Source organism: Rhodoplanes tepidamans (genome assembly GCF_030813915.1).
Taxonomy (GTDB): Bacteria; Pseudomonadota; Alphaproteobacteria; order Rhizobiales; family Xanthobacteraceae; genus Rhodoplanes; species Rhodoplanes tepidamans.
Genome location: NZ_JAUSUJ010000007.1, coordinates 187,762 through 212,035 on the forward strand (window position 1 = coordinate 187,762; position 24,274 = coordinate 212,035).

Consider the following 24,274-nt stretch of genomic DNA (forward strand, 5'->3'; position numbering starts at 1 on the left):
TTCGCGACTATGTAATCGCAGATCGCGCGGCGGACCAAGCCCTTCGGCGCGATTGTGACGATTCGTCAGGTGGATTTCCGTTCACTTTTTCGCGGGCGCGTAGAACGTGCCCTCCACCTCGCAGATGTCGTCCTGGTTCAGGCGATCGACCTCGACGATGGTGCGGGGCGGGTACGGACCCTTGCCCCACAGCTCCTCCTGCACCTTGTTCACCAGCGGCCGGAACCGGTACATGTCGGTCACGTAGACGACCAGCCGCACCGCGTCGCGCAGCGCCGCACCTTCCGATTCGGCGATCAGCTTCATGTTCATGAAGGCCTGGCGCACCCGCGCCTCGTCGCCCTGGACCAGCGTGTTGGTCTTGGGATCGATACCGCGCATGCCGGCGACATAGACGAAGTCGCCCGCCCGGGTGCCGAGCGCCCAGGTGCCCGTGGTCTTGATGCCGCCGGCCGGCGCCAGCGTCTTGACGCCGTTGGGCGAGAGCTCCTCGGCCGTCGCCATGCCGAGCGCGGCGGAACCGAACGAGAAGACGAGCGCGAGCGCCGCAGCCGCGGCGAAACCGGTCCGAGTCATGTCACCTCCGGGGGTCTTCCGAATGCGGCGAATGCCGCACCCGGCGAGGGAGCAAGGGACGGGCCAACCGTCATTCCGGGGCGCGCTGCAAGCGCGAACCCGGACTCCAGCCGAGATCGCCCGACCTGCCGCTGGATTCCGGGTTCGCGGCTTCGCCGCGCCCCGGAATGACGGCGAACCAGGCCGCAAGGCCTCTCGTCACCCCTTCTGCGGCGCCGCGGTCTGCAGGGCGAGCGCGTGCAGCTCGCCGCCCATCTCGGCCTTCAGGGCCTGGTAGACGAGCTGGTGCTGCTGCACCCGGGTCTTGCCGCGGAAGATCTCGGAGATCACGGTCGCGGCGTAGTGGTCGCCGTCGCCGGCCAGATCCCGGATCGTCACCTCGGCGTCCGGGATGTGGCGCTTGATCAGCGCCTCGATGTCGGTCGCATTCATCGGCATGGCGGTCTTCGCACCCTTCGCCCTGAGCAGCGCCGGCCCAATCTCACATGGTCCCGCCCGCCATGTAGGCGGGCAGCCAGTGCTCGAACCGCTCGGTCAGAGCATGTATCTGAATCGGCCGCTCACCGGAAATCGCAAGTGCGTGCCCTCCGGTGGTGCCGAGCCGCTGCACCGGCACGCCGGCCGCTTTCGCCCGGCTCTCGATCGCCGCTGCGGCCTCCGGCGTCGTAGTGACGACGTAGCGGGCCTGGTCCTCGCCGAACCAGAAGGCGTGCGGCGGCCCCGCCCCGGCGGCGCCGGCGTCGATCGCGGCGCCGAGCCCGCCCGCCATCGCCATCTCGGCGATCGCGACCAGCAGGCCGCCGTCCGACACGTCGTGCACGGCCGTCACGGCTCCGTCGGTGATCAACGCGCGGACGAGATCGCCGTTGCGCTTCTCCACCGCGAGATCGACCGGGGGCGGTGCCCCCTCCTCGCGGCCATAGAGGTCGCGCAGCCACAGCGACTGGCCGACCCAGCCGGTGGTCGCGCCGAGCACCAGGATCACCTCGCCGGGCGCCTTGAAGGCGATCGTCGCGCTCCTCGTGAAGTCGTCGAGCACGCCGACGCCGCCGATGGTCGGGGTCGGCTGGATCGCCCGGCCGTTGGTCTCGTTGTAGAGCGACACGTTGCCGGAGACGACCGGGAAGTCGAGCGCCCGGCAGGCCTCGCCGATGCCGGCGATGCAGTCCACGAGCTGGCCCATGATCTCCGGCTTCTCGGGATTGCCGAAGTTGAGGTTGTCGGTGATCGCGAGCGGCCGCGCCCCGACCGCGGTGAGGTTGCGCCACGCCTCGGCCACCGCCTGCTTGCCGCCCTCGAACGGGTCCGCCTCGCAGTAGCGCGGCGTCACGTCCGTCGTCATCGCCAGCGCCTTCGGCCCGTCGAGGACGCGCACCACGCCGGCATCGCCCCCGGGCCGCTGCACCGTGTTGCCCATGATGATGTGGTCGTACTGCTCCCACACCCAGCGCTTGCTGCACAGGTCCGGCGTCGCGATCAGCCGCTCGAGCGCGCCCGGAATGCTGGTCTCCGGCTCGATCGAGGCGGGGTCGACCACGGCGGGCCTGGGCGTGCGTACATGCGGGCGGTCGTAGACCGGCGCCTCGTCGCCGAGCTCCTTGATCGGCAGATCCGCCATCACGACGCCGCCCCGCTTCACCACGAAGCGCTTCGACGGGTTGGTCTCGCCCACCACGGCGAAGTCGAGGCCCCATTTGCGGAAGATCGCCTCGGCCTCGTCGCGCTTGCTCGGCTCGAGCACCATGAGCATGCGCTCCTGGCTCTCCGAGAGCATCATCTCGTAGGCCGTCATGCCGGTCTCGCGGCACGGCACCGCGTCGAGATCGAGGGTGACGCCGAGGTCGCCCTTCGCCCCCATCTCCACGGCCGAGCAGGTCAGTCCCGCCGCGCCCATGTCCTGGATGGCGACGACGCAGCCCTTGCGCATGATCTCGAGGCACGCCTCGAGCAGCAGCTTCTCGGAGAACGGGTCGCCGACCTGCACGGTCGGGCGCTTCGCCTCGGCCTCGTCGTCGAACTCGGCCGACGCCATGGTGGCGCCGCCCATGCCGTCGCGGCCGGTCTTGGAGCCGAGATAGACGATCGGCATGCCGACGCCGGTGGCGGCGGCGTAGAAGATCTTGTCGGCCTCGGCCAGCCCGAGCGCGAAGGCGTTGACCAGGCAGTTGCCGTCGTAGCTCTTGTGGAAGCGCACCGAGCCGCCGACCGTCGGCACCCCGAAGGAGTTGCCGTAGCCGCCGATGCCGGCGACGCAGCCGGCGACGAGGCGGCGCGTCTTCGGGTGGCTCGGCGTGCCGAAGGACAGCGCGTTGAGGCAGGCGATCGGCCGCGCCCCCATGGTGAAGACGTCGCGCAGGATGCCGCCCACCCCGGTGGTCGCGCCCTGGTAGGGCTCGATGTAGCTCGGGTGGTTGTGGCTCTCCATCTTGAACACGGCGGCGAGCCCGTCGCCGATGTCGATGACGCCGGCGTTCTCGCCCGGGCCCTGGATCACCCAGCGGGCGCTGGTGGGCAGCGTCTTGAGATGGATCTTCGACGACTTGTACGAGCAGTGCTCGTTCCACATGGCCGAGAAGATGCCGAGCTCGGTGAAGGTCGGCGTCCGCCCGATCAGGGCGACGATGCGGTCGTACTCGTCCGGCTTCAGCCCGTGCTGGGCGATCAGCTCCGGGGAGATCTCGGGCTCGGTCTTGATCACGGGAACGCCTTCATGCTGCACCGTTTCGGGGCAGAGGCATCGCGCGGGACCGCCCTCCCGTCAACCGCCAACAGCGCCGCGGCGAGCGGTGCCGGGGGACGGCGGCCCCGGTTCAAACTTTGGACACCATTCCGGCGCTCTGGTTCGCTCACCAAAGGCCGGTTCGACGGCCGTGCGCACGAGGGCGGAATGGTCACAGGGGCAGGCTGGCTTCGCCGGCTGGGAACGGGATTCGCGGTGGCGGCCGCCGCCGGCGGCATCGCGCTGGCGCAGAGCTATCCGCAGCCGGCCTATCCCCAGCAGGGCTCCCCGCCGACCTATCCGCAGCAGGGCTACCCCCAGCAGGGCGGCTATCCGGCCCCGCAGGGCGGCCAGCCCGGCTACGGCCAGCCCTCCTACGGCACCAACCCGGTCTGCGCCCGCCTGGAGAATCAGCTCGGCCTGCTCAGCCGCGGCGGCGGCGACCCGGCCCGGGCCGAGCAGACCCGCCGCTACGAGGAGGCGATCGCCCGCCAGACCAGCGACCTCGATCGGATGATCGCCCAGTCGCGCCGGCTCGGCTGCGAGAGCAACCCGTTCCTGTCGCTGTTCAGCAACCAGCCGGCCGAATGCCGCCCGCTCGGCGGCCAGATCCAGGACGCCCGCGACCGCATCACCCGCTCGCAGGCCGAGCTGCAGCGCCTCCAGGGCGGCGGCGAGGTCGAAGGCCAGAAGCAGGCCGTGATCGCCGCCCTCGCCCAGAACAATTGCGGCCCGCAGTACCAGGCCGCCGCCAACCGCAACCGTGGCCTGTTCGGCGACCTGTTCGGCAGCAACCCCGCCCTGCCCTCGCCGGACGGGATGCAGGCCTCGACGTTCCGCACCCTGTGCGTGCGGACCTGCGACGGCTACTACTTCCCGATCTCGTTCCAGACCAACCCGTCGCGCTTCGCCGACGACGAGCAGGCCTGCCAGAAGCTGTGCCCGGCCGCCGAGGTGCAGCTGTTCACCCACCGCAATCCGGGCGAGGAGATCGGCCAGGCCGTGTCGCTCGCCGGCCGCTCCTACCGGGACCTGCCGACCGCCTTCAAGTACCGCACCTCGCTCGACCAGTCCTGCTCGTGCCGCAAGCCGGGCCAGAGCTGGGCCCAGGCGCTCGGCGTGTCGCCCGACACCACCATCGAGCGCGGTGACATCGTCGTCACCGAGGAGCGCTCCAAGGCGATGGCGCAGCCGCGCACCGACGCCCAGGGCCGCCCGATCCGGGCCGAGCGCAAGCCGGCCGCCGGCGCGGCCCCCGCCGGCGCCGCCGCCCCGACGGCCGACGCCGCCGCGGCGGGCGACGCCGCCCGCACCATCCGCAATGTCGGCCCGACCTTCGTGCCGGGCCAGGCGCGGTAGCCCGCCGGACCGCGACGCGCCCGCCGGACCGCGACGACCTCGCAGAGAGCCCGTCCCGGAGAGCCCCGGCTCTTGCGGCCGAGATGCGGGGAGCCGTTGCATCCTTCGGGATGCGCCCCCGCCCGTGGCGAACCCACCCGCCTGTCAGGGGGCGGAGCCGGACGACACCGCGGACCCGGCCGCGCGGCGGGTGTCGAGCCGGTGCAGCACCGTGAAGAAGGGCGGCACGAACAGCACCGCGAGGAACGTGGAGGCGAGCATGCCGCTGACCACGGCGACGCCGAGCGACACGCGGGCGCCCGCTCCGGCCCCCGACGCGAAGACCAGCGGCAGCATGCCGAAGGTGAAGGCGAACGACGTCATCAGGATCGGGCGGAAGCGGAGCCGCGCCGCCTCGACGGCCGCCGCCGCCGGCTCCAGGCCGCCGGCGCATTTTTCGCGCGCATACTCCACGATCAGGATGGCGTTCTTGGCGGCGAGCGCGATGAGCAGGACGATGCCGATCTGGGTGTAGAGATCGTTCGGCAGGCCCGAGATCTGCAGCGCCGCCACGGTGCCGAGCAGCGTCAGCGGCACCGCGAGGATGACGGCCAGCGGCTGCAGCCAGCTCTCGTACTGCCCGGCCAGCACGAAGTAGACCAGCAGCAGCGCCACGGCGAACACATAGTAGATCTGATTGCCGACCACGGCCTCCTGATAGGACATGCCGGTCCACGCCGTCCCCATCGACGGCGGCAGCGAGGCGGCCGCGATCTGGCTCATCAGCGCCATGGATTCGCCGGAGCTGAATCCGGCCGCCGGGCTGCCGACCACGGTCGCGGCCGGATACAGGTTGTAGAGCGTGATCAGGGGCGGCCCCACCTCGTCGACGATGCGCGCCACCGTGCCGAGCGGCACCATCTGGCCGCCCACCCCCTTGACCTTCAGCTTCAGCACGTCGTCCGGCTGCAGGCGGAACGCGGCGTCGGCCTGCACATAGACCTGGAAGACGTTGTTGAACTTGGTGAACTGGTTGACGTAGGTGGAGCCGAAATAGGACTCGAGCGCCGAGAATACCTGCCCCACCGAGAGCCCCAGCGTCTCGGCCTTCACCCGGTCGACCACCAGCCGCAGCTGCTTCACCTTGCTCTTGAACGTCGAGGCGACGTGGGCGAGGCCCGTCTGGGTCGCGGCGTTGGCGGCGAGCTGCTCGGCGGCGTTCTGGAGCGCGACGAAGTCGGAGCTGCCGTCCTTCATCTCCACCATCATGGTGAAGCCGCTGCTGTTGCCGACCCCCTGGATCGGCGGCGGCAGCAGGATCTGCGCCGTCGCGGTGTCGATGCCCTCGAGCGCCGTGCGCAGCCGCGCCGCGATGCTCTCGACGCTCAGCTCCTTGGACTTGCGCTTGCTCCAGTCCTCGAGCACCACGTAGAGCATGCCGGTGTTGTAGAGCGTCGCGTTGTTGTCCAGCGGCGAGATTCCCGACACCCCGATCGCGGTCTCGACGCCCGGCGTCTTGCGGACCAGCTCCACGGCCTGCGCCACGGCCCGCTCGGTGCGCGCCGCGGAGGCGGCGTCCGGCAGGTTGACCGCGATGATCAGATAGCCCTGGTCCTCGCTCGGCAGGAAGCCGGTGGGCACCGAGGAGAGGCCGTAGAAGGACAGGCCGATGAGGGCGAGCCCCGCCACCGTCGTCGGGACGGCGAACGCCACCAGTCGACCGACCAGCGCCGCATAGACGTCCTCGCAGCGCGCATAGACGGCGTTGAACGCACGGTAGAACGGGTTGCGCTGGTCGGGCGGCACCGACCGGCGCAGCCACAGCGCGCACTGCGTCGGCTTCAGGGTCGCCGCGTTGACGGCCGAGATGAGGGCGGTGGCGGCGATCACGAGGGCGAACTGCTGATACATCTTGCCGGTCAGCCCCGGCAGGGTGGCGGCCGGCAGGAACACCGCCATCAGCACCAGGGTGATGCCGATGATCGGGCCGAACAGCTCGGACATCGCCTTGACGGCCGCCTCGCGGCTGGACAGCCCGTCCTCCATGTGGCGGGCCACGCCTTCCACGATGACGATCGCGTCGTCGACGACGATGCCGATGGCGAGCACCAGCGCGAACAGGCTCGTCGTGTTGATCGTGTAGCCCAGCACCGACATGGCGGCGAACGCGCCGATGATGGTGACCGGCACCGTGGTGGCCGGCACCAGCATGGCGCGCCAGTCCTGCAGGAAGACCAGGATGACGGCCAGCACCAGCGCGGCCGCGATGAGCAGCGTCTCGTAGACCTCGTCGATGGAGGCGGTGACGAACTTGGTGCTGTCGAAGGAGACCTTGTAGTCGAGGCCGGCCGGGAAGGACTTCGCCAGCTCCTTCATCTTGGCGTTGACGCTCTCGGCTACCGTCAGCGCATTGGCGCCGGAGAGCTGCGAGATGGCGATGGCGGCCGACGGCTTGCCGTCGAGCGTCGCGGTGTGGCCGTAGGAGGCGGCCCCGAGCTCGACGCGGCCGATGTCACGGATGCGGACGATCCTGCCGCCGCCCGTCTGGATCACCTTGACGACGATGCTGCCGAAGTCCCTGGCGTCGTCGAAGCGCCCGGTGACCTCGAGCACGTACTGGAAGTTCACCTGCGACGGGGTCGGCGGCGCGCCGACGAGGCCGGCCGTGACCTCGGTGCTCTGCTGCTGGATGGCCGAGGTCACGTCGCTCGGGGTGAGGCCGTAGGCCTGCATCCGCTCCGGATCGAGCCAGATCCGCATCGCGTAGGAGCCGGAGCCGAGCACCGAGACGTCGCCGACCCCCGGCAGGCGGGCGAGCTCGTTCTCGATGCTGATCTTGGCGTAGTTGGCGAGGAACAGATTGTCGTAGCGGCCGTCGGCCGAATACAGGTTGACGAACTGCAGGATCGCCGTCGACTTCTTCTTGACGTTCAGGCCCTGGGTGGAGACCGCGCCCGGCAGCTGGGCGGTGGCCAGCGAGACGCGGTTCTGCACCAGCACCTGCGCCATGTCGGGATCGGTGCCGATGTCGAAGGTGACGACGAGGCTGTAGCTGCCGTCGCTGGCGCTGGTCGACTGCATGTAGATCATGCCCTCGACGCCGTTGACCTGCTGCTCGATGGGGAGCGCCACCGTGTCCATCACGGTGCGGGCGCTGGCGCCCGGATAGGTCGCCGTCACCGACACGGTGGGCGGCACCACGTCGGGATACTGCGAGACCGGCAGCGACATCTGGGCCAGCGCGCCGACCAGGACGATGAGAAACGCCAGCGTGTTGGACAGCACCGGCCGTTCGATGAAGAAGCGCGAGAACATGGCACCGCCTCGTGGCGACCGGTGGGTCAGGGCTTGGTCTGGTCGAGGCTGGTCGCCGATCCGGATGCCGCGGGAGCGGGCTTCGTCGCGCCGGGCGCGGCCGCCATGGTGCCCGTCACCGGAGTCACGGTGCTGCCGGCGACGGCGCGCTGGACCGCGCCGATGACCACCCGGTCGCCCGCCGCGAGTCCCTTGGTGACGACGCGCAGCTGGCCCTCGACCGGTCCGGTTGTCACCGGCCGCTGCTCGACCACGTTGTTGCTGCCGACCACCATCACGTAGCTGCCGGTCTGGTTCGACATCACGGCGGTATCGTCGACCAGCAGGGCCTCGTCGATCCGGCCGATCGGCACCCGCACCCGGACGAACAGCCCGGGCACCAGATTCACCTGCTTGTTCTCCAGCACGGCGCGCATCTGCAGCGTCCCGGTCGCCGCGTCGAGCTGCGGGGCGATGTAGTCGATCCTGCCGGCGTACTGGACCGCCGTGTCGGCCGACAGGGCGACCGTGATCGGCAGCGTCTGCTCCTCCTCGCGCAGGGACCGCAGCGTCTTGCCCTGCCGGGCGAGCGAATCGCGCAGGTCGATCTGCTGCTGCTCGGAGAGATTGAAATAGACGTAGATCGGGTCGACCTGAAGGATGGTCGCCAGCTTGGTCGGACCGGAGGAGCCGACCAGCGCGCCGACGTCGACCAGATGCCGCGTCACCACGCCGTCCGACGGCGCCTGCACGGTGGCATAGGCGAGCGACGTCTCGGCGAGCTTCAGGTTGGCCTCGCTCGCCGCGACCAGGGCGTTCGCCGTGTCCAGATTGGTGCGGGCGTCGTCCACGCTGCGCTGGCTGGAGACCTCGCGCTGCCCGAGGGTGGACTGCCGGTCGAACTCCCGCTGGGCGTTCGCCTGCTTGGCCCTGGCGCTGTCGAGCTGCGCCTTCTGCAGGTCCACCTGGGCCTGATACTGGTCCTTCTCGATCTGGAACAGGACCCGGCCCTTCCGCACGGCCTCGCCGTCGCGATAGCCGATGGACTCGAGAAAGCCCTGCACGCGTGCCTCGAGATCGACCGACGACACCGGCGCGGTGTTGCCGGTGAACTCGGCATAGAGCGTCACCGGCATGACGGTCGGCGTGGCGACCGTCACCTTCGCGGGCGGCGGCGCCGCGTATTTGTTTCTCTCGTTACATCCGGAAACGAGCAGAGCCACACAGAGGGCGCAGGCGAGGCTCCGCAGCCTGCCGCGCACCGAAGGCGAACCGACGTGCACTGGACCCACCCCACCCCATTCCCCTCACCTGCGCTGATCGCCGTGAGGTCGCTGCCGGACTCGAAGCACGCCGAACCATGATTCGATTCTACTGCAGCATTGTACCTCTGTCACGGAGAGCGCCCTCGTCCCGCGGCGGGCCCGATGCCGGGGGGCGCCGGCACCGACTCTCGCCGTCACCCCGAGGTGGCCGCGCAGCGGTCCTCGAAGGGCGACGGCCCGGGAGGCTCCTGCCCGCATCCTTCGGGGCTCGGCGGCGTTCACACGCGGGCCGCGCGACGCGCGGACCCGGGTGGCGAGTGCCTCAGGACGACGAGCCGCGGTTAGCGGGTCGCGGCCCGGACCGCGCCCGGCTCAGAAGTCCATCGCGGTGCTGCGGGCGCCCGCCGGGATGCGGCTCGCCTTGGGGGCGGCGTTCTCGACCGGGGGCAGCGGCACGCCCGGATCGCGGAACCGGTTGGTGATGGGATAGCGCCGGTCGCGGCCGAAGTTCTTCAGCGTCACCTTGACGCCCGGCGCCGCCTGCCGCCGCTTGTACTCGGCGAGATTCAGCATGCGCTCGACCCGCACCACCATGTCGCGGTCGAAGCCGTCGGCGACGATGCGGGCGATCGGCTCCTCGCGCTCGACCAGCCGCTCCAGCACGGCGTCGAGCTGGTCGTAGGGCGGCAGCGAATCCTGGTCGGTCTGGTTCTCCCGCAGCTCGGCGGTCGGCGGGCGGATCAGGATGCTCTCCGGGATCACCACGCCGTCCGGCCCGAGCGCGCCCTCCGGCTTCCAGGTGTTGCGCAGCGCCGAGAGCCGGAACACCTCGGTCTTGTAGAGGTCCTTGATCGGGTTGAAGCCGCCGTTCATGTCGCCGTACAGCGTGGCGTAGCCGACCGACATCTCCGACTTGTTGCCGGTGGTCACCACCATCAGGCCGAACTTGTTCGACACCGCCATCAGGATCACGCCGCGGGCGCGCGCCTGCAGGTTCTCCTCGGTCACGTCGCGCGGCACGTTGCCGAACAGCGGCACCAGCGCCTGCTCGAGTCCCTCGACGGCCGCGGCGATCGGCACCACGTCGTACTTGACGCCGAGCGCCTTCGCCACCGCCGCCGCGTCGGTCTTCGACACGTCGGCCGTGAACCGGTAGGGCAGCATCACGCAGCGCACCCGCTCGGCGCCGAGCGCGTCCACCGCCATGGCGGCGCACAGCGCCGAGTCGATGCCGCCCGACAGGCCGAGCACGATGCCGGGGAAGCGGTTCTTCTCGACATAGTCGCGCAGGCCGAGCACGCAGGCGGCGTAGTCGGCCTTGTCGCCCTCGTCGTTCCGCGCCACCGGCCCGCCGGCGCAGCGCCAGCCCGCGGCGCCGCGCTCCCACACGGTCGTCGTCACGCTCTCGCGGAAGGCCGGGAGCTGGAAGGCGAGCGAGCGGTCGGCGTTGAGGGCGAAGGAGGCGCCGTCGAAGACGAGCTCGTCCTGGCCGCACACCTGGTTCACGTAGATCAGCGGCAGGCCGCTCTCGGTGACGCGCGCCACCGCGACGGCGAGGCGCTGGTCGGTCTTGTCGCGGCTGTAGGGCGAGCCGTTCGGCACCAGCAGGATCTCGGCGCCGGTCTCGGCCAGGCACTCGACGACGTCCTCGTAGGCGCCCCACTCGGTCCAGATGTCCTCGCAGACCGGCACGCCGATGCGCACGCCGCGCACGCTCACCGGCCCCGGCAGGGCGCCGGGCGCGAACACCCGGCGCTCGTCGAAGACGCCGTAGTTCGGCAGGTTCACCTTGAAGCGCACCGCGGCGACGCGGCCGCCGTCGAGCAGGCAGTAGGCGTTGTGGAGCTTGCCGTCCTCGGCCCACGGGGTGCCGACCAGCACGGCCGGTCCGCCGTCGGCGGTCTCGCGCGCCAGCGCCTCGACGGTGGTGCGGCAGGCCGCCTGGAAGGCCGGCTTGAGCACCAGGTCCTCGGGCGGATAGCCGGCGATGAACAGCTCCGGGAAGGCGACGAGATCCGCCCCCTGCCCGGCCGCCTCGCGGCGGGCACGCCGCACCGTCTCGGCGTTGCCGTCGACGTCGCCGACGGTCGGGTTGAGCTGGGCGGCGGCAATGGCGAGACGGTCGGCGGGACGGTCGGTCATCGGTTCTGGTCTGGCCCGGGCGTTGAGGATGGGTCGATCCGCACCGGGCCCCGGATTCGGCGACGGCGCCTCGCGCCAAAGTCGAACGGGCCGAAAAGTTCCCGGCGCGCCGCCAGTCTAGCGCAGAGCGCGCGACGAGGGGAACTGTCGCGCGCGCCGCCCGCGACCGCGGTGGCGGCCTCGCCCCGCGGCCCGGGCCGTCGAGCCGGCCGGTCGATCCCGGTCAGTCCACCCGCGTCATCACCTCGGCGGCGAACTGCTCGACCTGGTCCTCGAACTCGGCGACCGAGCCGGCCGGGAACATCAGGGCGCAGCAGTGGTCCACCCCGATGCGCCGCAGCGTCGCGATCTTCTCCAGGATCACCTCGGCGGAGCCGACCAGGTTGGCCGTCACCTGGTGGCTCAGGTCGCGGCCCGTGTAGGCGAGCGACTGGCGGTGGGCGACGAGGCCGCTCGCCATGTAGCGCGCCTCGGCCGTCTCCAGCGTGCTGTCGATGGTGACCGAGAACTGCGGCGCGATCTCGATCGTCGCCGGGTCGCGGCCGAGGTCGGCGGCCCGCGCCTTGAGGGCGACGATCCGCTCGGCGATCTCCTTGATCGGCCGCCAGCCCGGCAGCCAGCCCTGGCCGTATCGCGCGGCGCGCTCGATCGCCTCGAGATTGTGCCCGCCGACATAGAGCGGGAACGGCTGCGCCACGCTCTTGGGGAACATCTCGACGTCGGTGAAGCTGTAATACTTGCCGTCGAAGCTGCAGCGGTCCTGCTCGAACAGGCGGGTCAGCACCTCGAGTCCTTCGTCCATCATGTCGCCGCGGCGGGCGCCGGCGACGCGGGCGCCGCCCCAGGCGGCGAACTCCTCCCGGTAGGCGCCGAGGCCGACCGCCATGATGAAGCGGCCGCTGGTCATCCGGTCGAGCGTGACGGCCTGCTTGGCGAGATAGACGGGCTCGTGCATCGGCAGCACCGTGAGCGCGGTGCCGAGCTTCAGGGTCGTGGTCGCCGCGCCGATCGCGGCCAGCACGATCATCGGCTCGTAGAAGTTCGGCGGCTGGCCGGGGAAGAGCTGCCGCACGTAGTTCTGGGTCGTGATGTGGTCGTTGCCCCACACCGAGTGGTAGCCGAGCCGCTCGCACAGCCGCCCCTGCCGCATGAAGTCCTCCGGCCCGGCGAACGGGATCGGATACATCACGCCTTCGAAGCCGGTGGACAGACACACGCTGAATTTCATCTCGTTCCCTGCCTGCGTTCGAGCTGGACCAGTCGCGCCACCTGCTCGCCGTCGCCGACGCCGGCGAGCACGATCTCGTCCAGCCCGGCGGCGTGATAGGCGGCGAATCTCTCCTCGACCTGCTCCGGCGTGCCGCTCGCCGCGTGCCGGCGCACGACGTCGTCGGTGACCAGCGCGGCGGCCGCGGCCCAGTCCTCGGCGACGACGGCGCGGTCGAGCGCCGCGCGGTCGAGGCTGCTGCCGGCGAGCTGCAGGTTGCGTTCGTGATGGGCGCCGCGCAGCAGGATGGCGAGCGAGCGGCGCAGCCGGTCGTGCGCGCGACTCTCGTCGGCGTCGACCGAGCCGTAGACGAGGCCGCAGCAGCGCACCGTGCGGCCCGCCGCGGCGCGCCGCACGCCGTCGAGCGTCCAGCGCAGGAACTCGACCGAGGCGCCGGCGCTGATCAGCACGCCGTCGGCGGCGCTGCCTGCGAGATCCAGCATCTGCGGGCCGGAGGCGGCGAGCATCACCGGCACGCCGCGGCGCCCGCCGGCGAGCCGCCGGCCCTGCGCCCGGAACGTCTCGCCGGCGACCGCGACGGTCTCGCCGTCGAGCAGCGCCCGCACGATCGCCAGCGCCTCGCGCATCGCCCAGAGCGGGCGCGCCGCGTCGATGCCGACCGAGCGCAGGTCGGCCGGCGCCCCGGCGCCGAGGCACAGCGTCACCCGGCCGGGGAACAGCTCGTCGAGGGTCGCGGCCGCCATGGCGGCCTGCACCGGATGCACCGTGAACGGCGACACCGCCATCAGGGCGACGCGCATCCGGCGCGTCGACGCCAGCGCCATGGCGGCGAGCGACACCGGGTCGCGCTGGAACAGATGGTTGGCGATCCAGGCGGCGCGCGCGCCGCCCTGCTCGGCCGCCCCCAGCTTGTCGCGGAAGGCCGACAGCGGCTCGCGCCCGTCGGTGGAGATCGAGATGTCGGACACGGCAGCCTCAGGTCGCCTCGTCGCGGATCAGCCCGGGCCGGCGGCGCAGCCAGGCGACGAGCTGCACCGTGACCACCGCCAGGGCCACGGCCAGGATGGTGGCGCAGATCGGCCGGGTGACGAAGATCGCCGGGTGCCCGTCGCCCATCAGCAGCGACTGGCGCAGCGAGGTGTCGAGGATGTTGGCGAGGATGAAGGCCATGATCAGCGGACCGGCGTCGAGGCTCGCCTTGCGGAACAGGTAGCCGACCGCGCCCGAGGCCATCAGCACGCCGACGTCGAACCAGCTGTTGCGCAGGCTGAAGGTGCCGAAGATCGCCACCGTCAGGATCGCCGGCCCCAGAATCCAGAACGGCACGCGCAGCAGCTGCGCCCACAGCCCGACCAGCGGCAGGTTGAGGATCAGCAGCATGACGTTGCCGACATACATGGACGAGATCACGCCCCAGAAGACGTCCCGATGCTCGGTCATCATCAGCGGGCCGGGCTGGACGTTCTGGATCAGCAGGCCGGCGAACAGCACGGCCGTCACGGCGTTGCTGGGCAGGCCGAGCGTCAGGAGCGGGATGAACGAGGCGGAGGCCGCCGCGTTGTTGGCGGACTCGGGTCCGGCGACGCCGGCGATGGCGCCGCGCCCGAACTCTTCGGGGTGCTTGGAGATGCGCTTCTCGACCGTGTAGCTCACGAGCGCGCCGAGGATCGCCCCGCCGCCCGGGATCAGCCCGATCAGGAAGCCGAACAGCGAGCCGCGGCCGATCGCGCCGGCGGACCGGCGCCAGTCCTCGCGGCTCGGCATCAGCCGGCCGATCCGGTCGGAGACCAGCTTGAACGCGCCCTTCTCCTCGAGATTGACGAGGATCTCGCCGAGCCCGAACAGGCCCATCAGCATCGGCACCATCTCGATGCCGTCCGACAGCTCGAGGATGCCGAAGGTGAAGCGCTCGCGGCCCGACACCGTGTCGATGCCGATCAGGCCGAGCACGATGCCGGCCGCCACCATCACCAGGCCGCGCACCGGCGAGCCGAGCGACAGCGTGGCGCTGAGCGCGAGGCCGCACACCGCGAGCGCGAAGTACTCGGGCGGGCCGAACGACAGGGCGTAGCGCGCGAACACCGGCCCGACCAGGCTCAGCGCGACCACCGACACGGTGCCGGCGACGAAGGAGCCGATCGCCGCGATCGCCAGGGCCGGCCCGGCGCGGCCCTGCTTGGCCATCTCGTAGCCGTCGATGCAGGTGATCACCGAGGCGGCCTCGCCCGGCACCTTGAGCAGGATCGAGGTGGTCGAGCCGCCGTACATGGCGCCGTAGTAGATCGAGGCCAGCATGATCACGGCGCCGAGCGGGTCGCCGACCTGGTAGGTCACCGGCAGCAGCACCGCGATGGTGGTCACCGGGCCGAGGCCGGGCAGCACCCCGACGAGCGTGCCGAGCAGCGAGCCGACGAAGGCGTAGAGCAGATTGGCCGGCTGCAGCGCGAGCGCCAGCCCGTAGCCGATCTGCTGGAGGGACTCGATCATGGCAGCCCGGGGACCAGCGGCATGGGCACGCGCAGCAGCGTGCCGAACAGGAGGACGCCCGCCCCGGTCAGGGCGGCGGCGAGCAGCCCGCAGCGGAGCCAGCTCTCGCCGTGGAAGATGCGCACCCAGCCGGCGACGAGCACCAGCGTGGCCGGGACGAAGCCGGTCCAGGGCGCCGCCGCCGCATAGGCGGCGCACAGCGCGATGCCGATCAGCGGCCGCAGGCGGAACGGCGTCTCCTCCGGCCCGGCCGGCTCGCGCTGCATCAGCGCCAGCAGGACGGCGAGCACCACCGCGGCGGCGAAGGGCAGCAGCCCCGGGCCTGGACCGTCGTCGTCGCGGAAGCCGAGCCGCCAGCCGCCGACCGCGAAGGCGACGGCGACCACCGCCAGCACGGCGGTGGCGACCCGGCTCGGCGCGAAGAGGCCCGCGCCCCCCGCCGCCGGCGCCCGGCCGTCGCCGCCGCTGCTCATTGCTTCTTGCCGAACGAGGCGACCAGGTCCTTGGCGAGCGCGTACTGGCTCTCGACCAGCGCCTTCACCTCGGCGCCCGGCATGTCGACCACCTCCATGCTCAGCCGCTCCATGGTCTGGCGGAACGTGGCGTCGGCGAGCGCCTTGCGGAACGCGCCTTCGAGCCTGGCGCGGACCGGCTCCGGCACCCCGGCCGGGGCGATGATGGCCTGCACGGAGCGCAGCGAGGTGAAGCCGAGCTCGTTCAGGGTCGGCACGTCCGGATAGGCGGCGGCCCGCTTCGGCGTCGCCACGGCGAGCAGGCGCACTTGGCCGTCCTTGACGAACGGCCCCCACACCGAGGTCTCGGTGAGGAAGTCGACATGCTCGCCGAGCAGCGCCGGCACCGAGGCGGCCGAGCCCTGCTGCGGGATGTGGACGAACCGCGCGCCCGAGGCCCGCTGCAGCGCCTCGGTGGTGAGGTGCTGGGTGGTGGCGACGCCGGCGGTGCCGTACTTGACCTTGCCGGGGCTCGCCTTGCCCTCGGCGAGGAGATCGGCGAGCGTCGTCCAGCGCGACTTCGACAGCACCGTGATGCCGATCAGGTTGTCGCCGAAATAGCTGACATAGGAGAAGGCGCCGATCGGGTCGAACGGCACCTGCCGGCCCTGCGCGGCGAGCAGGTAGGAGGTGCTCGACAGGGTGCCGATCGTGTAGCCGTCGGGCTTGGCGCGGGCGAGCTCGGCCATGCCGATATTGGTCGATCCGCCGGGCTTGTTCTCGACCACCACGGGCTGGCCGAGATGCGCCTCGGCCGCCTTGGCGAGCATGCGGGCCGCCTGGTCGGTGGAGCCGCCGGCCGCCCACGGGATGATCAGCGTGATCGGCTTGTCGGGAAACTCCGCCCGCACCGGACCGACGGTCGCGGCCAGCACGGCGGCGGCGAGCAGGGCTGCAAGTCCCAACGGCTTCCTTGTCGACATCTTCGTCTCTCCACAGGACGGTCCGAACCAGGCGGGGGTCACGACGGGAAGATTCCGGCACTGCGGAGTGCCGCCAGGGCGGCGCCGGTGTCGGCCGGCACCGGCAGGGCCGGCGCCGCCACGGCGTCGGTCGCGGCCGGATCCTTGAGGCCGCTCGCGGTCAGGAGCGCCACGACGGTCGCGGACCGCGCGATGCGGTCGTCGCCGCGCAGCGTCTGGATCGCCGCGAAGGCGACCGCCGTCGACGGCTCGACATAGAGCCCCTCGTCGGCGGCGAGGCGCGCCTGCCAGCGCATCGCGTCGGCGTCCGCCACCGCGACCGCGGTGCCGCCGCTGCGGCGCAGGACGTCGAGCGCCTGGAAGGTGCCGCGGGTGGCGCCGATCGAGCCGGCGACGGTATCGCGGGTCTTCGGCATCTCGGGCGGCACGTCGCCGCCGTCGGCGAGCGCCGCGGCGAGCGAGCCGTAGACCTCGGCGGCGACGAAGCGCGGCGTACGGTCGGTCCAGCCGAAGGCGCGCATCTCCTCGAAGCCGCGCCACAGCCCGACCAGCGCGTCGCCGTAGCAGACCGGCAGCACGCACCAGTCCGGCACCTGCCAGTCCATCGCCTCGGCGATCTCGTAGGCGAGCGTCTTGTAGCCCTCGATGCCGTAGGGATTGCTGCCGACCACCGGGCCGAAGAACGGCGAGGTGGGGAACCAGCCGAAATTGCGCACCGCGTGCTCCATCAGGATCCAGCGGTCGGCCTTGGTCTGCGTCTCGACGACCTCGGCCCCGTAGGCGCGCATCTGGGTCAGCATCGGCCCGGCAGCGCCCCGCGTGGTGAAGACGACGCAGCGCAGCCCGGCCTTGGCCGCGTAGGCGGCCGCCGCGGCGCCGGCATTGCCGGTCGAGCTCGACACCACGACGCGCGCGCCCATGCGCTTCGCCACCGAGACGGCCATGCAGGCGAGGCGGTCCTTGAACGACCAGGTCGGGTTGCGGGTCTCGTCCTTGGCGTGGAGCCGGTCGAGCCCGAGCGCCGCGCCGGTCCGCGCGAGATGATGCAGGGGCGAGCCGCCCTCGCCGAGCGACACCCCCTCGCCGGCCGTCACGGGCAGCACGTCGCCCCATCGCCACAGGCCGCGCGGCGCGGCGGCGTCCGGCTTCGGCCGCGGCCGCATCAGCGTCTCGTCGTAGGCGACCACGAGATTGCTGCGCGCCACCGGCCGGCAGGCCGGGCAGTCCTCGGCATGGTGGTCGGGCGGATAGAGGGTGCCGCAGCGCAGGCAGCGCAGGCCGACGACCGCCGCCATCAGACGATCCTCAGCGCGGTGCCGGTGGTCATGAAGGAGTCGGCGCCGTCGCGCGTCACCACCAGCGTGTCCTCGACCTGGAGCCCGGCGAAGCCGAGCTCGTAGTAGGGAGTCTCGATGCAGAGGACCATGCCCTCCTCGAACACGTCCTTGCTGGACGGCGTCAGGTTCGGGGCGTCGTAGCCGTCGAGCCCGATGCCGTGGCCGACATGGCTGCGGGCGTAGTGCGGCAGGCCCTCGCGGCGCACCGTCTCCATCACCTCGTCGAACACGTCGGCGGCCCTGACGCCGGGCCGGATCATCGCGTGGGCGCGGTCGAGGCCGGCCCGGATCGCCCGGTGATAGGTGGCGACCCTGGCGTCCGGCTCGCCCAAGGCGGCGTTGCGGGCGATGTCGGCGCGGTAGTGCATGTAGCGGCCGCCGACATCGAAGCGGATCACGTCGCCGCGGCGCAGCGCCCGGTTCGAGGGCTGCACGTTGGTCATCGCCGTGCGGGTGCCGAAGCCGATGCAGCCGAGCACCGGCATGCCGCCGCCCGCGATGGTGCGCGAATGGAACGCGCAGGCGAGATCGAGCTCGGTCGCGCCCTCGCGGGCGACCGCGAGCGCCGCGTCGATCGAGCGCTCGGCGAGCTGGGCGGAGGCGCGCAGGCGCGCGATCTCCTCGGGCGTCTTGACGGCGCGGGCCCAGCGGAAGACCTCGGCGGCCCGCACCAGGGTCAGGCCCGGCCGCGCCGCGGCGAGCTGGTCCCAGCACGAAGGCGTGATGCCGAGTTCGTCGACGCCGATGCGGCCGTGCGCGAGCCCGCGGTCGTCGAGCGCCTGCACGAGCGCCGCCACCGCGTCGGCGTGCTCGGGCAGGGCGAGCAGCGCGGCGATCTTGGTGTCGCACGCGTCGAGCGCCACGCCGGCGGCGCGCTCGACGACGAAATGGCCGTAGCGATAGACCTCGTCCACCCAGACGTCCTGGTCGGCGATCAGCTCGACCACCCCGGTGCTGGCGACGATGCAGGGATCGCCGCGGCCGGGCGCCGGCAGCAGCACATAGGCCTGCGGGCCGCGCCGGATCCACTGGCTCATCGCCCAGTAGCCGCTCGAATAGGTGACGTTCTCGGGCGCCGTGGCGACGACGGCGGCGAGGCCGTCGCGCGCCATGCGCTCGTACAGGCGGGCGGAATTGATCAGCATGACGTCTCCGATTGTCGGGGCCGCGCGGCGTCGGGCCGCGTCCCCCCTGCCCCGGCGCCGAGGCGCCGGGCGATCCGTTCGGCGGCCGCGCTCACCAGCCGGCAGAGCCGCTCCATGTCGGCCGGCGCCAGCCGGTGGCGCGGCACGGCCCCGCTGATCGCCGCCACGGCGCGGCCGCCGGCGTCGCGCACCACGGCGCCGACCGAGTAGACGTCGACCAGGTTCTCCTCGTCGCACACCGCGTAGCCGCGGCGGCGGACCTCCGCGAGGTCGGGGCGCAGCGCCGCCAGCGTGGTCCGGGTGTTCGCCGTGAGGGCCACGTAGGGCTCCTCGCCGAGCAGCCGCGCGACCTCCTCGTCGCTCGTCTCGGCGAGCAGCGCCTTGCCGAAGGCGGTCGAGTGCAGGTGCGCCGTGGAGCCCGGCACGCTGTTGATGGTGATCGGGCCGCTGCTCTGGATCGCCGCGAGATAGACGACGCGGCGGTCGCGCAGCACGCCCAGGAAGGCGTTCACCTGGTCGCGCTCGGCGAGCTCGCGCAGCACCGGCAGGCTCGCCTCCTGCAGCCCGTTGCGGGCGAGGTAGCGCTGGCCGACCTGGAACGCCGAGAAGCCGATCCGGTACTTCTGGTCGTTCGGCGACTGCTCGAGGAAGCCGTGCTCGGCGAGCGTGTTGATCAGCCGCTGCACGACGCTCGACGGCAGCGCGAGCCGGCGCGCGATCTCGCGCACGCCGAGGTCCTCCGGCGTCCGGCCGATCAGGTTCAGCACGGCGATGGCCCGGGCGGCCGACTGGCTGCCGCCGTCGCCGCGCCGAGTGTTCCGATTATCGGAGCAACGTTCCGATTTCATGACGTGATTCATCGCGCGCGCCGGCCGGCGGCGTCAAGCCGCCGGCCGGCGCGCACGAATTCTGGGCGCTGCGCCGAAACGCGCGGCGCCGCACGCGTGATGCGTGTCCGGAGGTCGCCGTTCGACGCGCCGCGGTCAGACGACGCGGACGAGCTGCTTGCCGAAGTTCTCGCCGGTCAGCAGGCGCAGGAACGCCTCGGGCATGCGGGCGATGCCGTCGAGCACGTCCTCGCGATACTTCAGCTGGCCGGCCCGGTGCCAGGCGGCGAGCCGGGCGAGCGCCTCGTCGCGGCGGTGCCACCAGTCGTAGACCAGGAAGCCGGTGAGGCTGGCGCGCGTCGCGATCAGCCGGCCGAGATGGCGCTCGCCGGTCTCGACCGCCTCGTGCCGGGCGGCGAGCGCGACGCGGCCGCACAGGACGACGCGGGCGCCGATCGACAGGCGCCGCATCACGGCGTCGTGGATCGGCCCCGAGGTGTTGTCGAAGAACACGTCGACGCCGTCCGGGCACGTCTCCTTCAGGGCGGCGCGCAGGTCGGCGGTGCGGTGGTCGATGCCGGCGTCGAAGCCGATCTCGCGGCACCAGTCGAGCTTGCGGGCCGAGCCGGCGATCGCCACGGCGCGGCAGCCCGACAGCCTGGCGATCTGCCCGACGAGCTGGCCGACCGCGCCGGAGGCCGCCGACACCACCACGGTGTCGCCGGGCCGCGGCCGGCCGACGTCGAGCAGGCCGAAATAGGCCGTCATCCCGGGCATGCCGAGCCACGACAGCGCGCTCTCGATCGGCGCCAGCGCCGGGTCGACGCGGTGCACCCCGTCGGTGCCGGGCCGGTCGGGCGACAGCACCGCGTACTCCTGCCAGCCGAACGCCATGCTCTCGGCGATGTCGCCCGGCGCCCAGGCCGGATGGTTCGAGGCGACCACCTCGCCGACGCCGCCGCCCCGCATGACCTCGCCGAGGCCGACGCCCGGCGCGTAGCCGGCGGTGCGGCTCATCCGCCCGCGCATGTAGGGATCGACCGAGAGGAACCGGGCCCGCACCAGGATCTGCCCGGGCCCCGGCGCCGGCACCGGCTGGGTGTCGAGCGCGAAGCAGCCCGCGTCGGGCAGGCCTTCGGGACGGCGGGCGAGCAGCCAGCGGCGATTCACGGTGGTCATGGGAGTCCTGTCTGGGAGTCCTGGCGGTACGGGATGGACGACGCCGGGACGTGTAGACCGCCCCGCCGGCCGCTCCAAGCGGACCGCGGAGGCGTGCCCCCTCAGGCGGCGCGCGACCGCAGGGCGCGCAGGGCCCGCTTGGCCCAGCGCACCGGCCGGGCGAGACGATACTTGCGCAAGAGCTGCCAGCGGCCGAACGGCGACACGTGGAACGGCGTCGCCCGGTCGACGTACCAGCTGTTGTTGCCGGTGCGGCGGACCCGGCGATAGCCGCGCGACACCATGAAGCGGTGCCGTCGGCCGTCCTCGGCGAAGTCCTCGATCAGGATCAGGTGCGGCCGGACGCGGTCGAAGGAGAGGCCGCGCAGCACGTCGATCTCCATGCCCTCGACGTCGACCGACAGCAGGTCGATCGCGGTGATGCCGTGCTCGGCCAGGAGCGCGTCCAGGGTGGCGCCGCGCACCCGGATGACCTCGCCCTGCCCGGCGGTGCCGACCGCGCTGGTGCCGCCCCGCACCGTCATCGGCAGGACGGCGCCGTGCTGCTCGGGGGCGACGCAGGCGACCTCGGCGACCGGCGCCCGCCGCACCGCCCGCAGCGCCGCCGCGTGCGCCGGCACCGGCTCGACCAGCAGGCCGGTCCAGCCGGCCTGCTCGAGCGCCCAGGTCTGCGACAGCGCCACCGGCTCGAACGCCCCGACCTCGACGAACACGCCGGTCCGGCCGGCGAAATAGTCTGCGACGATCCGCTGCTCCGCCGCCTCGCCGCGGAACACGGCCGGCTCCACCCACGGTCCGAACATGATTGCGCCCGCCACAGACTGCCATCTGGGCGCGCATTATTCACCGGACACGTGCAGACACAATCCGACGCGGGCGCGCAGCGTCGCGGGCCGGGCGCGAGGCACGCCTACCGGGGCAGGCCGGCGAGGAGCTTGCCGTCGAGGTCGACCGTGATCATCTCGCCGTTGCGGAACACGCAGGCGCCGAGATGGCGCACCTCCTTCAGAGTGAAGGGCATCTCGACCCGGCCGGTGTGGGCGTCGCCCGTCACGGTGGCGCGGTTCGCCTCGGCCCGGTCGATGTCGTGGCCGCTGAAGCGCTCCAGCGCCGACTCGCACTTGAACTTCGCCATCACCACCGGATCGGTCGGCCGCGTCATCAGATAGCCGGCCCCGCCGATCACGGCGACGCCGAGGACCGCGAAGAAAATTTCCACAGGCCGCATAATCCCCTCCGTTCGAAATGCACGATGAAGTCTCGAAAACGCTGCCGGGCCCGCTGCCGCCGGGCCCGTCCCGACGACACCGAAACCGCCGCCCCGCACGGTAGCGCGCCGGCGCGGCCCCGGGACTTCGGAAGAATGCGGGCGATGGTGGGGCGTGATGGCATTCCATGCCGCTCTACGCCGCTCGTTCGGCAGTGCCGAGGCGGACCATCTCCCGATCGCACAGCCCCGGGGGCGCACGGAGCAGCCCGAAACCAATTATAGTGCAACGTATGCACTTTATCGCTGGAGACATAGTGCATTCTGTGCACTATATTTGGGTCGCCCGATGGGGGACGGAGATGCCGACGCTGGCGACGCTCGGAAGCGTGCTGATCCGAATGTTCGCGGACGATCACAACCCGCCGCACTTCCACATCGTGACGCCGGACCACGAGGCGCTGATCCGCCTCTCGGACCTCTCGGTCATGGCCGGCTCGATCGACCGCCGCAGCCTCGCCGTCGCCCTCGACTGGGCGATCAAGAACAGGGAGACGCTGGAGCATGAATGGAGCCGCCTCAACGAACGATGAGGTCGTCCGGGTCGGCCCCGCCCTTCCACGGATCGCCGCCGCGACGCCTCTCGACGGCCGCAAGGTCGCGGTGACGTGGCGCTCGGGCGAGACCAGGATCGTCGATCTGGCCCCCGCGCTGGAGAGCCGCCGCATCTACATTCCGCTCCGAGCCGACGATGCGCTGTTCCGCACGCTGCGCGTCAGCGCGCACGGCGACGCGATCGAGTGGGACGGCGGGCTGGACGTCTCGGCGATCTGGCTCGACCGGTTGCCGCCGGTCGCCTTCGACAATGCCGACTTCCGCCGGGCGATGGACGATCTCGACATGACGCTGGACGGCATGGCGGCGCAGCTCGAAGTGTCCCGCCGGCTCGTCGCGGGATACCGCAAAGACAAGCCGATCCCCCGGCACATCGCGCTCGCGGTCCGCTACCTGGTCGAGCGGCAGCACCGATCGAGGTGAGTGAGGGGGTGGAATTCCTATGCACCCAAGGGATCGGCGGAGGGTGCGGGAATTCCGGCGCTTCGACGCGGAACAGGAATTTCTGGCGCGTCCCGTATAGCTCCTTTGAGGAGTATGGTGGACAGCAAGCCCACAGCCGCCTTCGGATAGCGGCGGAGTACGGCGCTTCGCGCCTGATCCGCCCTACGCTTGCTATCGTTGATTAAACGAGGTATCGCCGTGAGGAATTCCTCACAATTCAGACCGATCAGGCCAATTCCTATCGAAATGCGAGATCGTGCGAATGCCGTATTGGAAAAGCTCTTCGCTCTCGATGAAGGGATCGCCAATGCACGAGCTTTCCGCGCGATATTAGAAAACCTTCATAACCGTGATTTAGAAATCCTAGCAGAACCGCATATCTCTGCCGTTACTATCGTGCGCGCGGGTATTCTGCGGGCAGCGATTGGTGCGATCATGTCGTGCCTCGATCCAGGTGACGGACGCGGCAATCGCGCGAGTGTCGGGCAGATTATCGACCTGCTTTCGGATTCAACCCTGGCCGAAGTGTTTCCCGATAATGCCAATACGGCCACCGAAGCGGCAGCCGCATTGGCGGTCGTTCGCAATGACTTCGAAGCTCTTCGGAATAACCAAGCATTCAAGGACGCTCGAGCCCTTCGCAACGACGCGATCGCACATATTTTGATCCAAGACGACCCAACACCTACTGTACAGTATGATATATTTTATCAAATGCACGACGCTGCGGAAAAGCTCGTGACAAATCTTTATGTAGTCTGCGCAAGGGGCACGCCGGATTTCGTCGATCACCAGATGCGGCTAACACAACTCGCGGCAACATTCTGGGACACATATTTCAGGGGAATGAGGGTGCCCGAGGCGTGATGCAGCCAGCGTAGCCGGATGGAGCAAAGCGAGCGTAGCCCGGATAGAGCCGAAGGCGAAATCCGGGGGCATTGCGGCGAGAGTCCCGGGTTTCGCGTGCTCAACCCGGGCTACGAGTGGCGAGCCGCGGCGACGCCGGCGCCACGACACGTGCGGGAACCAAAATATA

Annotated in this window: 21 protein-coding genes; 4 read left to right on the plus strand and 17 right to left on the minus strand. The window is 71.1% G+C overall.

The genetic code is table 11. The features are described from left to right. Window positions 1–81: 81 nt before the first annotated feature. The 3 genes from J2S22_RS10885 to purL all read right to left on the minus strand — a co-directional run bounded on the left by J2S22_RS10885 (window position 82) and on the right by purL (window position 3,271). Window positions 82–576: a RidA family protein gene (locus tag J2S22_RS10885; RefSeq protein WP_272779855.1), complete on the minus strand. Its 495-nt coding sequence runs from the start codon at window positions 574–576 to the stop codon at window positions 82–84. A gap of 198 nt (window positions 577–774) precedes the next feature. Further along, complete coding sequence (locus tag J2S22_RS10890) at window positions 775–1,014, minus strand: BolA family protein (RefSeq protein ID WP_272779854.1); 240 nt, start codon at window positions 1,012–1,014, stop codon at window positions 775–777. A gap of 43 nt (window positions 1,015–1,057) precedes the next feature. Continuing rightward, window positions 1,058–3,271, minus strand: coding sequence for a phosphoribosylformylglycinamidine synthase subunit PurL (gene purL, locus J2S22_RS10895; RefSeq protein WP_272779871.1), 2,214 nt, complete (start codon window positions 3,269–3,271; stop codon window positions 1,058–1,060). 192 nt (window positions 3,272–3,463) lie between these two features. On the opposite strand from purL, the gene J2S22_RS10900 reads away from it, so the two are divergent. Further along, on the plus strand, window positions 3,464–4,654 hold the full coding sequence (locus tag J2S22_RS10900) for a DUF2865 domain-containing protein (protein ID WP_272779853.1): 1,191 nt from the start codon (window positions 3,464–3,466) through the stop codon (window positions 4,652–4,654). 144 nt (window positions 4,655–4,798) lie between these two features. Here the strand turns inward: J2S22_RS10900 and J2S22_RS10905 are convergent, their stop codons facing one another. From J2S22_RS10905 to J2S22_RS10970, 14 genes are all read right to left on the minus strand, one after another. After that, entirely contained in the window at window positions 4,799–7,948 is a 3,150-nt protein-coding gene (locus tag J2S22_RS10905) for an efflux RND transporter permease subunit (RefSeq protein ID WP_272779852.1), read from the minus strand. 26 nt (window positions 7,949–7,974) lie between these two features. After that, window positions 7,975–9,189: an efflux RND transporter periplasmic adaptor subunit gene (locus J2S22_RS10910; protein WP_370878199.1), complete on the minus strand. Its 1,215-nt coding sequence runs from the start codon at window positions 9,187–9,189 to the stop codon at window positions 7,975–7,977. Window positions 9,190–9,564: 375 nt separating this feature from the next. Continuing rightward, complete coding sequence (locus tag J2S22_RS10915) at window positions 9,565–11,334, minus strand: NAD+ synthase (RefSeq protein WP_272779850.1); 1,770 nt, start codon at window positions 11,332–11,334, stop codon at window positions 9,565–9,567. A 223-nt stretch (window positions 11,335–11,557) separates the two neighbouring features. Then, window positions 11,558–12,550 carry an LLM class flavin-dependent oxidoreductase gene (locus J2S22_RS10920; protein ID WP_272779849.1) on the minus strand — a complete coding sequence of 331 codons (993 nt, stop codon included), beginning with the start codon at window positions 12,548–12,550 and terminating at the stop codon, window positions 11,558–11,560. 8 nt (window positions 12,551–12,558) lie between these two features. Then, window positions 12,559–13,530 carry an LLM class flavin-dependent oxidoreductase gene (locus J2S22_RS10925; RefSeq protein ID WP_272779848.1) on the minus strand — a complete coding sequence of 324 codons (972 nt, stop codon included), beginning with the start codon at window positions 13,528–13,530 and terminating at the stop codon, window positions 12,559–12,561. A gap of 7 nt (window positions 13,531–13,537) precedes the next feature. Next, the gene (locus J2S22_RS10930; protein ID WP_370878200.1) at window positions 13,538–15,046 is read right to left on the minus strand and encodes a tripartite tricarboxylate transporter permease; all 1,509 of its coding nucleotides are present in this window, start codon (window positions 15,044–15,046) and stop codon (window positions 13,538–13,540) included. After that, a complete protein-coding gene (locus J2S22_RS10935; RefSeq protein WP_272779846.1) occupies window positions 15,046–15,522 on the minus strand; it encodes a tripartite tricarboxylate transporter TctB family protein in 477 nt (158 codons plus the stop codon). Before J2S22_RS10935 ends, J2S22_RS10930 begins: the two co-directional genes overlap by 1 nt. After that, complete coding sequence (locus J2S22_RS10940; protein WP_272779845.1) at window positions 15,519–16,484, minus strand: tripartite tricarboxylate transporter substrate binding protein; 966 nt, start codon at window positions 16,482–16,484, stop codon at window positions 15,519–15,521. Before J2S22_RS10940 ends, J2S22_RS10935 begins: the two co-directional genes overlap by 4 nt. 38 nt (window positions 16,485–16,522) lie before the next feature. Further along, entirely contained in the window at window positions 16,523–17,779 is a 1,257-nt protein-coding gene (locus J2S22_RS10945) for a pyridoxal-phosphate dependent enzyme (protein WP_272779844.1), read from the minus strand. Then, window positions 17,779–18,966, minus strand: coding sequence for a M24 family metallopeptidase (locus J2S22_RS10950; protein ID WP_272779843.1), 1,188 nt, complete (start codon window positions 18,964–18,966; stop codon window positions 17,779–17,781). Before J2S22_RS10950 ends, J2S22_RS10945 begins: the two co-directional genes overlap by 1 nt. Continuing rightward, window positions 18,960–19,814 (minus strand): IclR family transcriptional regulator, encoded by an 855-nt coding sequence (locus J2S22_RS10955; RefSeq protein ID WP_272840442.1) that lies wholly within the window; start codon window positions 19,812–19,814, stop codon window positions 18,960–18,962. The genes J2S22_RS10950 and J2S22_RS10955 overlap by 7 nt, the downstream gene beginning before the upstream one ends. A gap of 135 nt (window positions 19,815–19,949) precedes the next feature. Beyond that, complete coding sequence (locus J2S22_RS10960; protein ID WP_272780635.1) at window positions 19,950–20,972, minus strand: NADP-dependent oxidoreductase; 1,023 nt, start codon at window positions 20,970–20,972, stop codon at window positions 19,950–19,952. A 101-nt stretch (window positions 20,973–21,073) separates the two neighbouring features. After that, window positions 21,074–21,775, minus strand: coding sequence for an FkbM family methyltransferase (locus tag J2S22_RS10965; RefSeq protein WP_272780634.1), 702 nt, complete (start codon window positions 21,773–21,775; stop codon window positions 21,074–21,076). 107 nt (window positions 21,776–21,882) lie between these two features. Continuing rightward, window positions 21,883–22,200, minus strand: a complete 318-nt coding sequence (locus tag J2S22_RS10970; protein WP_272780633.1) for a hypothetical protein — start codon at window positions 22,198–22,200, stop codon at window positions 21,883–21,885. Between the two features lie 341 nt (window positions 22,201–22,541). Between J2S22_RS10970 and J2S22_RS10975 the strand changes: the two genes are divergently transcribed. The 3 genes from J2S22_RS10975 to J2S22_RS10985 all read left to right on the plus strand — a co-directional run bounded on the left by J2S22_RS10975 (window position 22,542) and on the right by J2S22_RS10985 (window position 24,105). Beyond that, window positions 22,542–22,772 carry a DUF4160 domain-containing protein gene (locus J2S22_RS10975; protein ID WP_272780632.1) on the plus strand — a complete coding sequence of 77 codons (231 nt, stop codon included), beginning with the start codon at window positions 22,542–22,544 and terminating at the stop codon, window positions 22,770–22,772. Next, a complete protein-coding gene (locus J2S22_RS10980) occupies window positions 22,744–23,217 on the plus strand; it encodes a DUF2442 domain-containing protein (protein WP_272780631.1) in 474 nt (157 codons plus the stop codon). Before J2S22_RS10975 ends, J2S22_RS10980 begins: the two co-directional genes overlap by 29 nt. A 291-nt stretch (window positions 23,218–23,508) precedes the next feature. Then, window positions 23,509–24,105, plus strand: a complete 597-nt coding sequence (locus J2S22_RS10985) for a hypothetical protein (RefSeq protein ID WP_272780630.1) — start codon at window positions 23,509–23,511, stop codon at window positions 24,103–24,105. Window positions 24,106–24,274 lie beyond the last annotated feature (169 nt).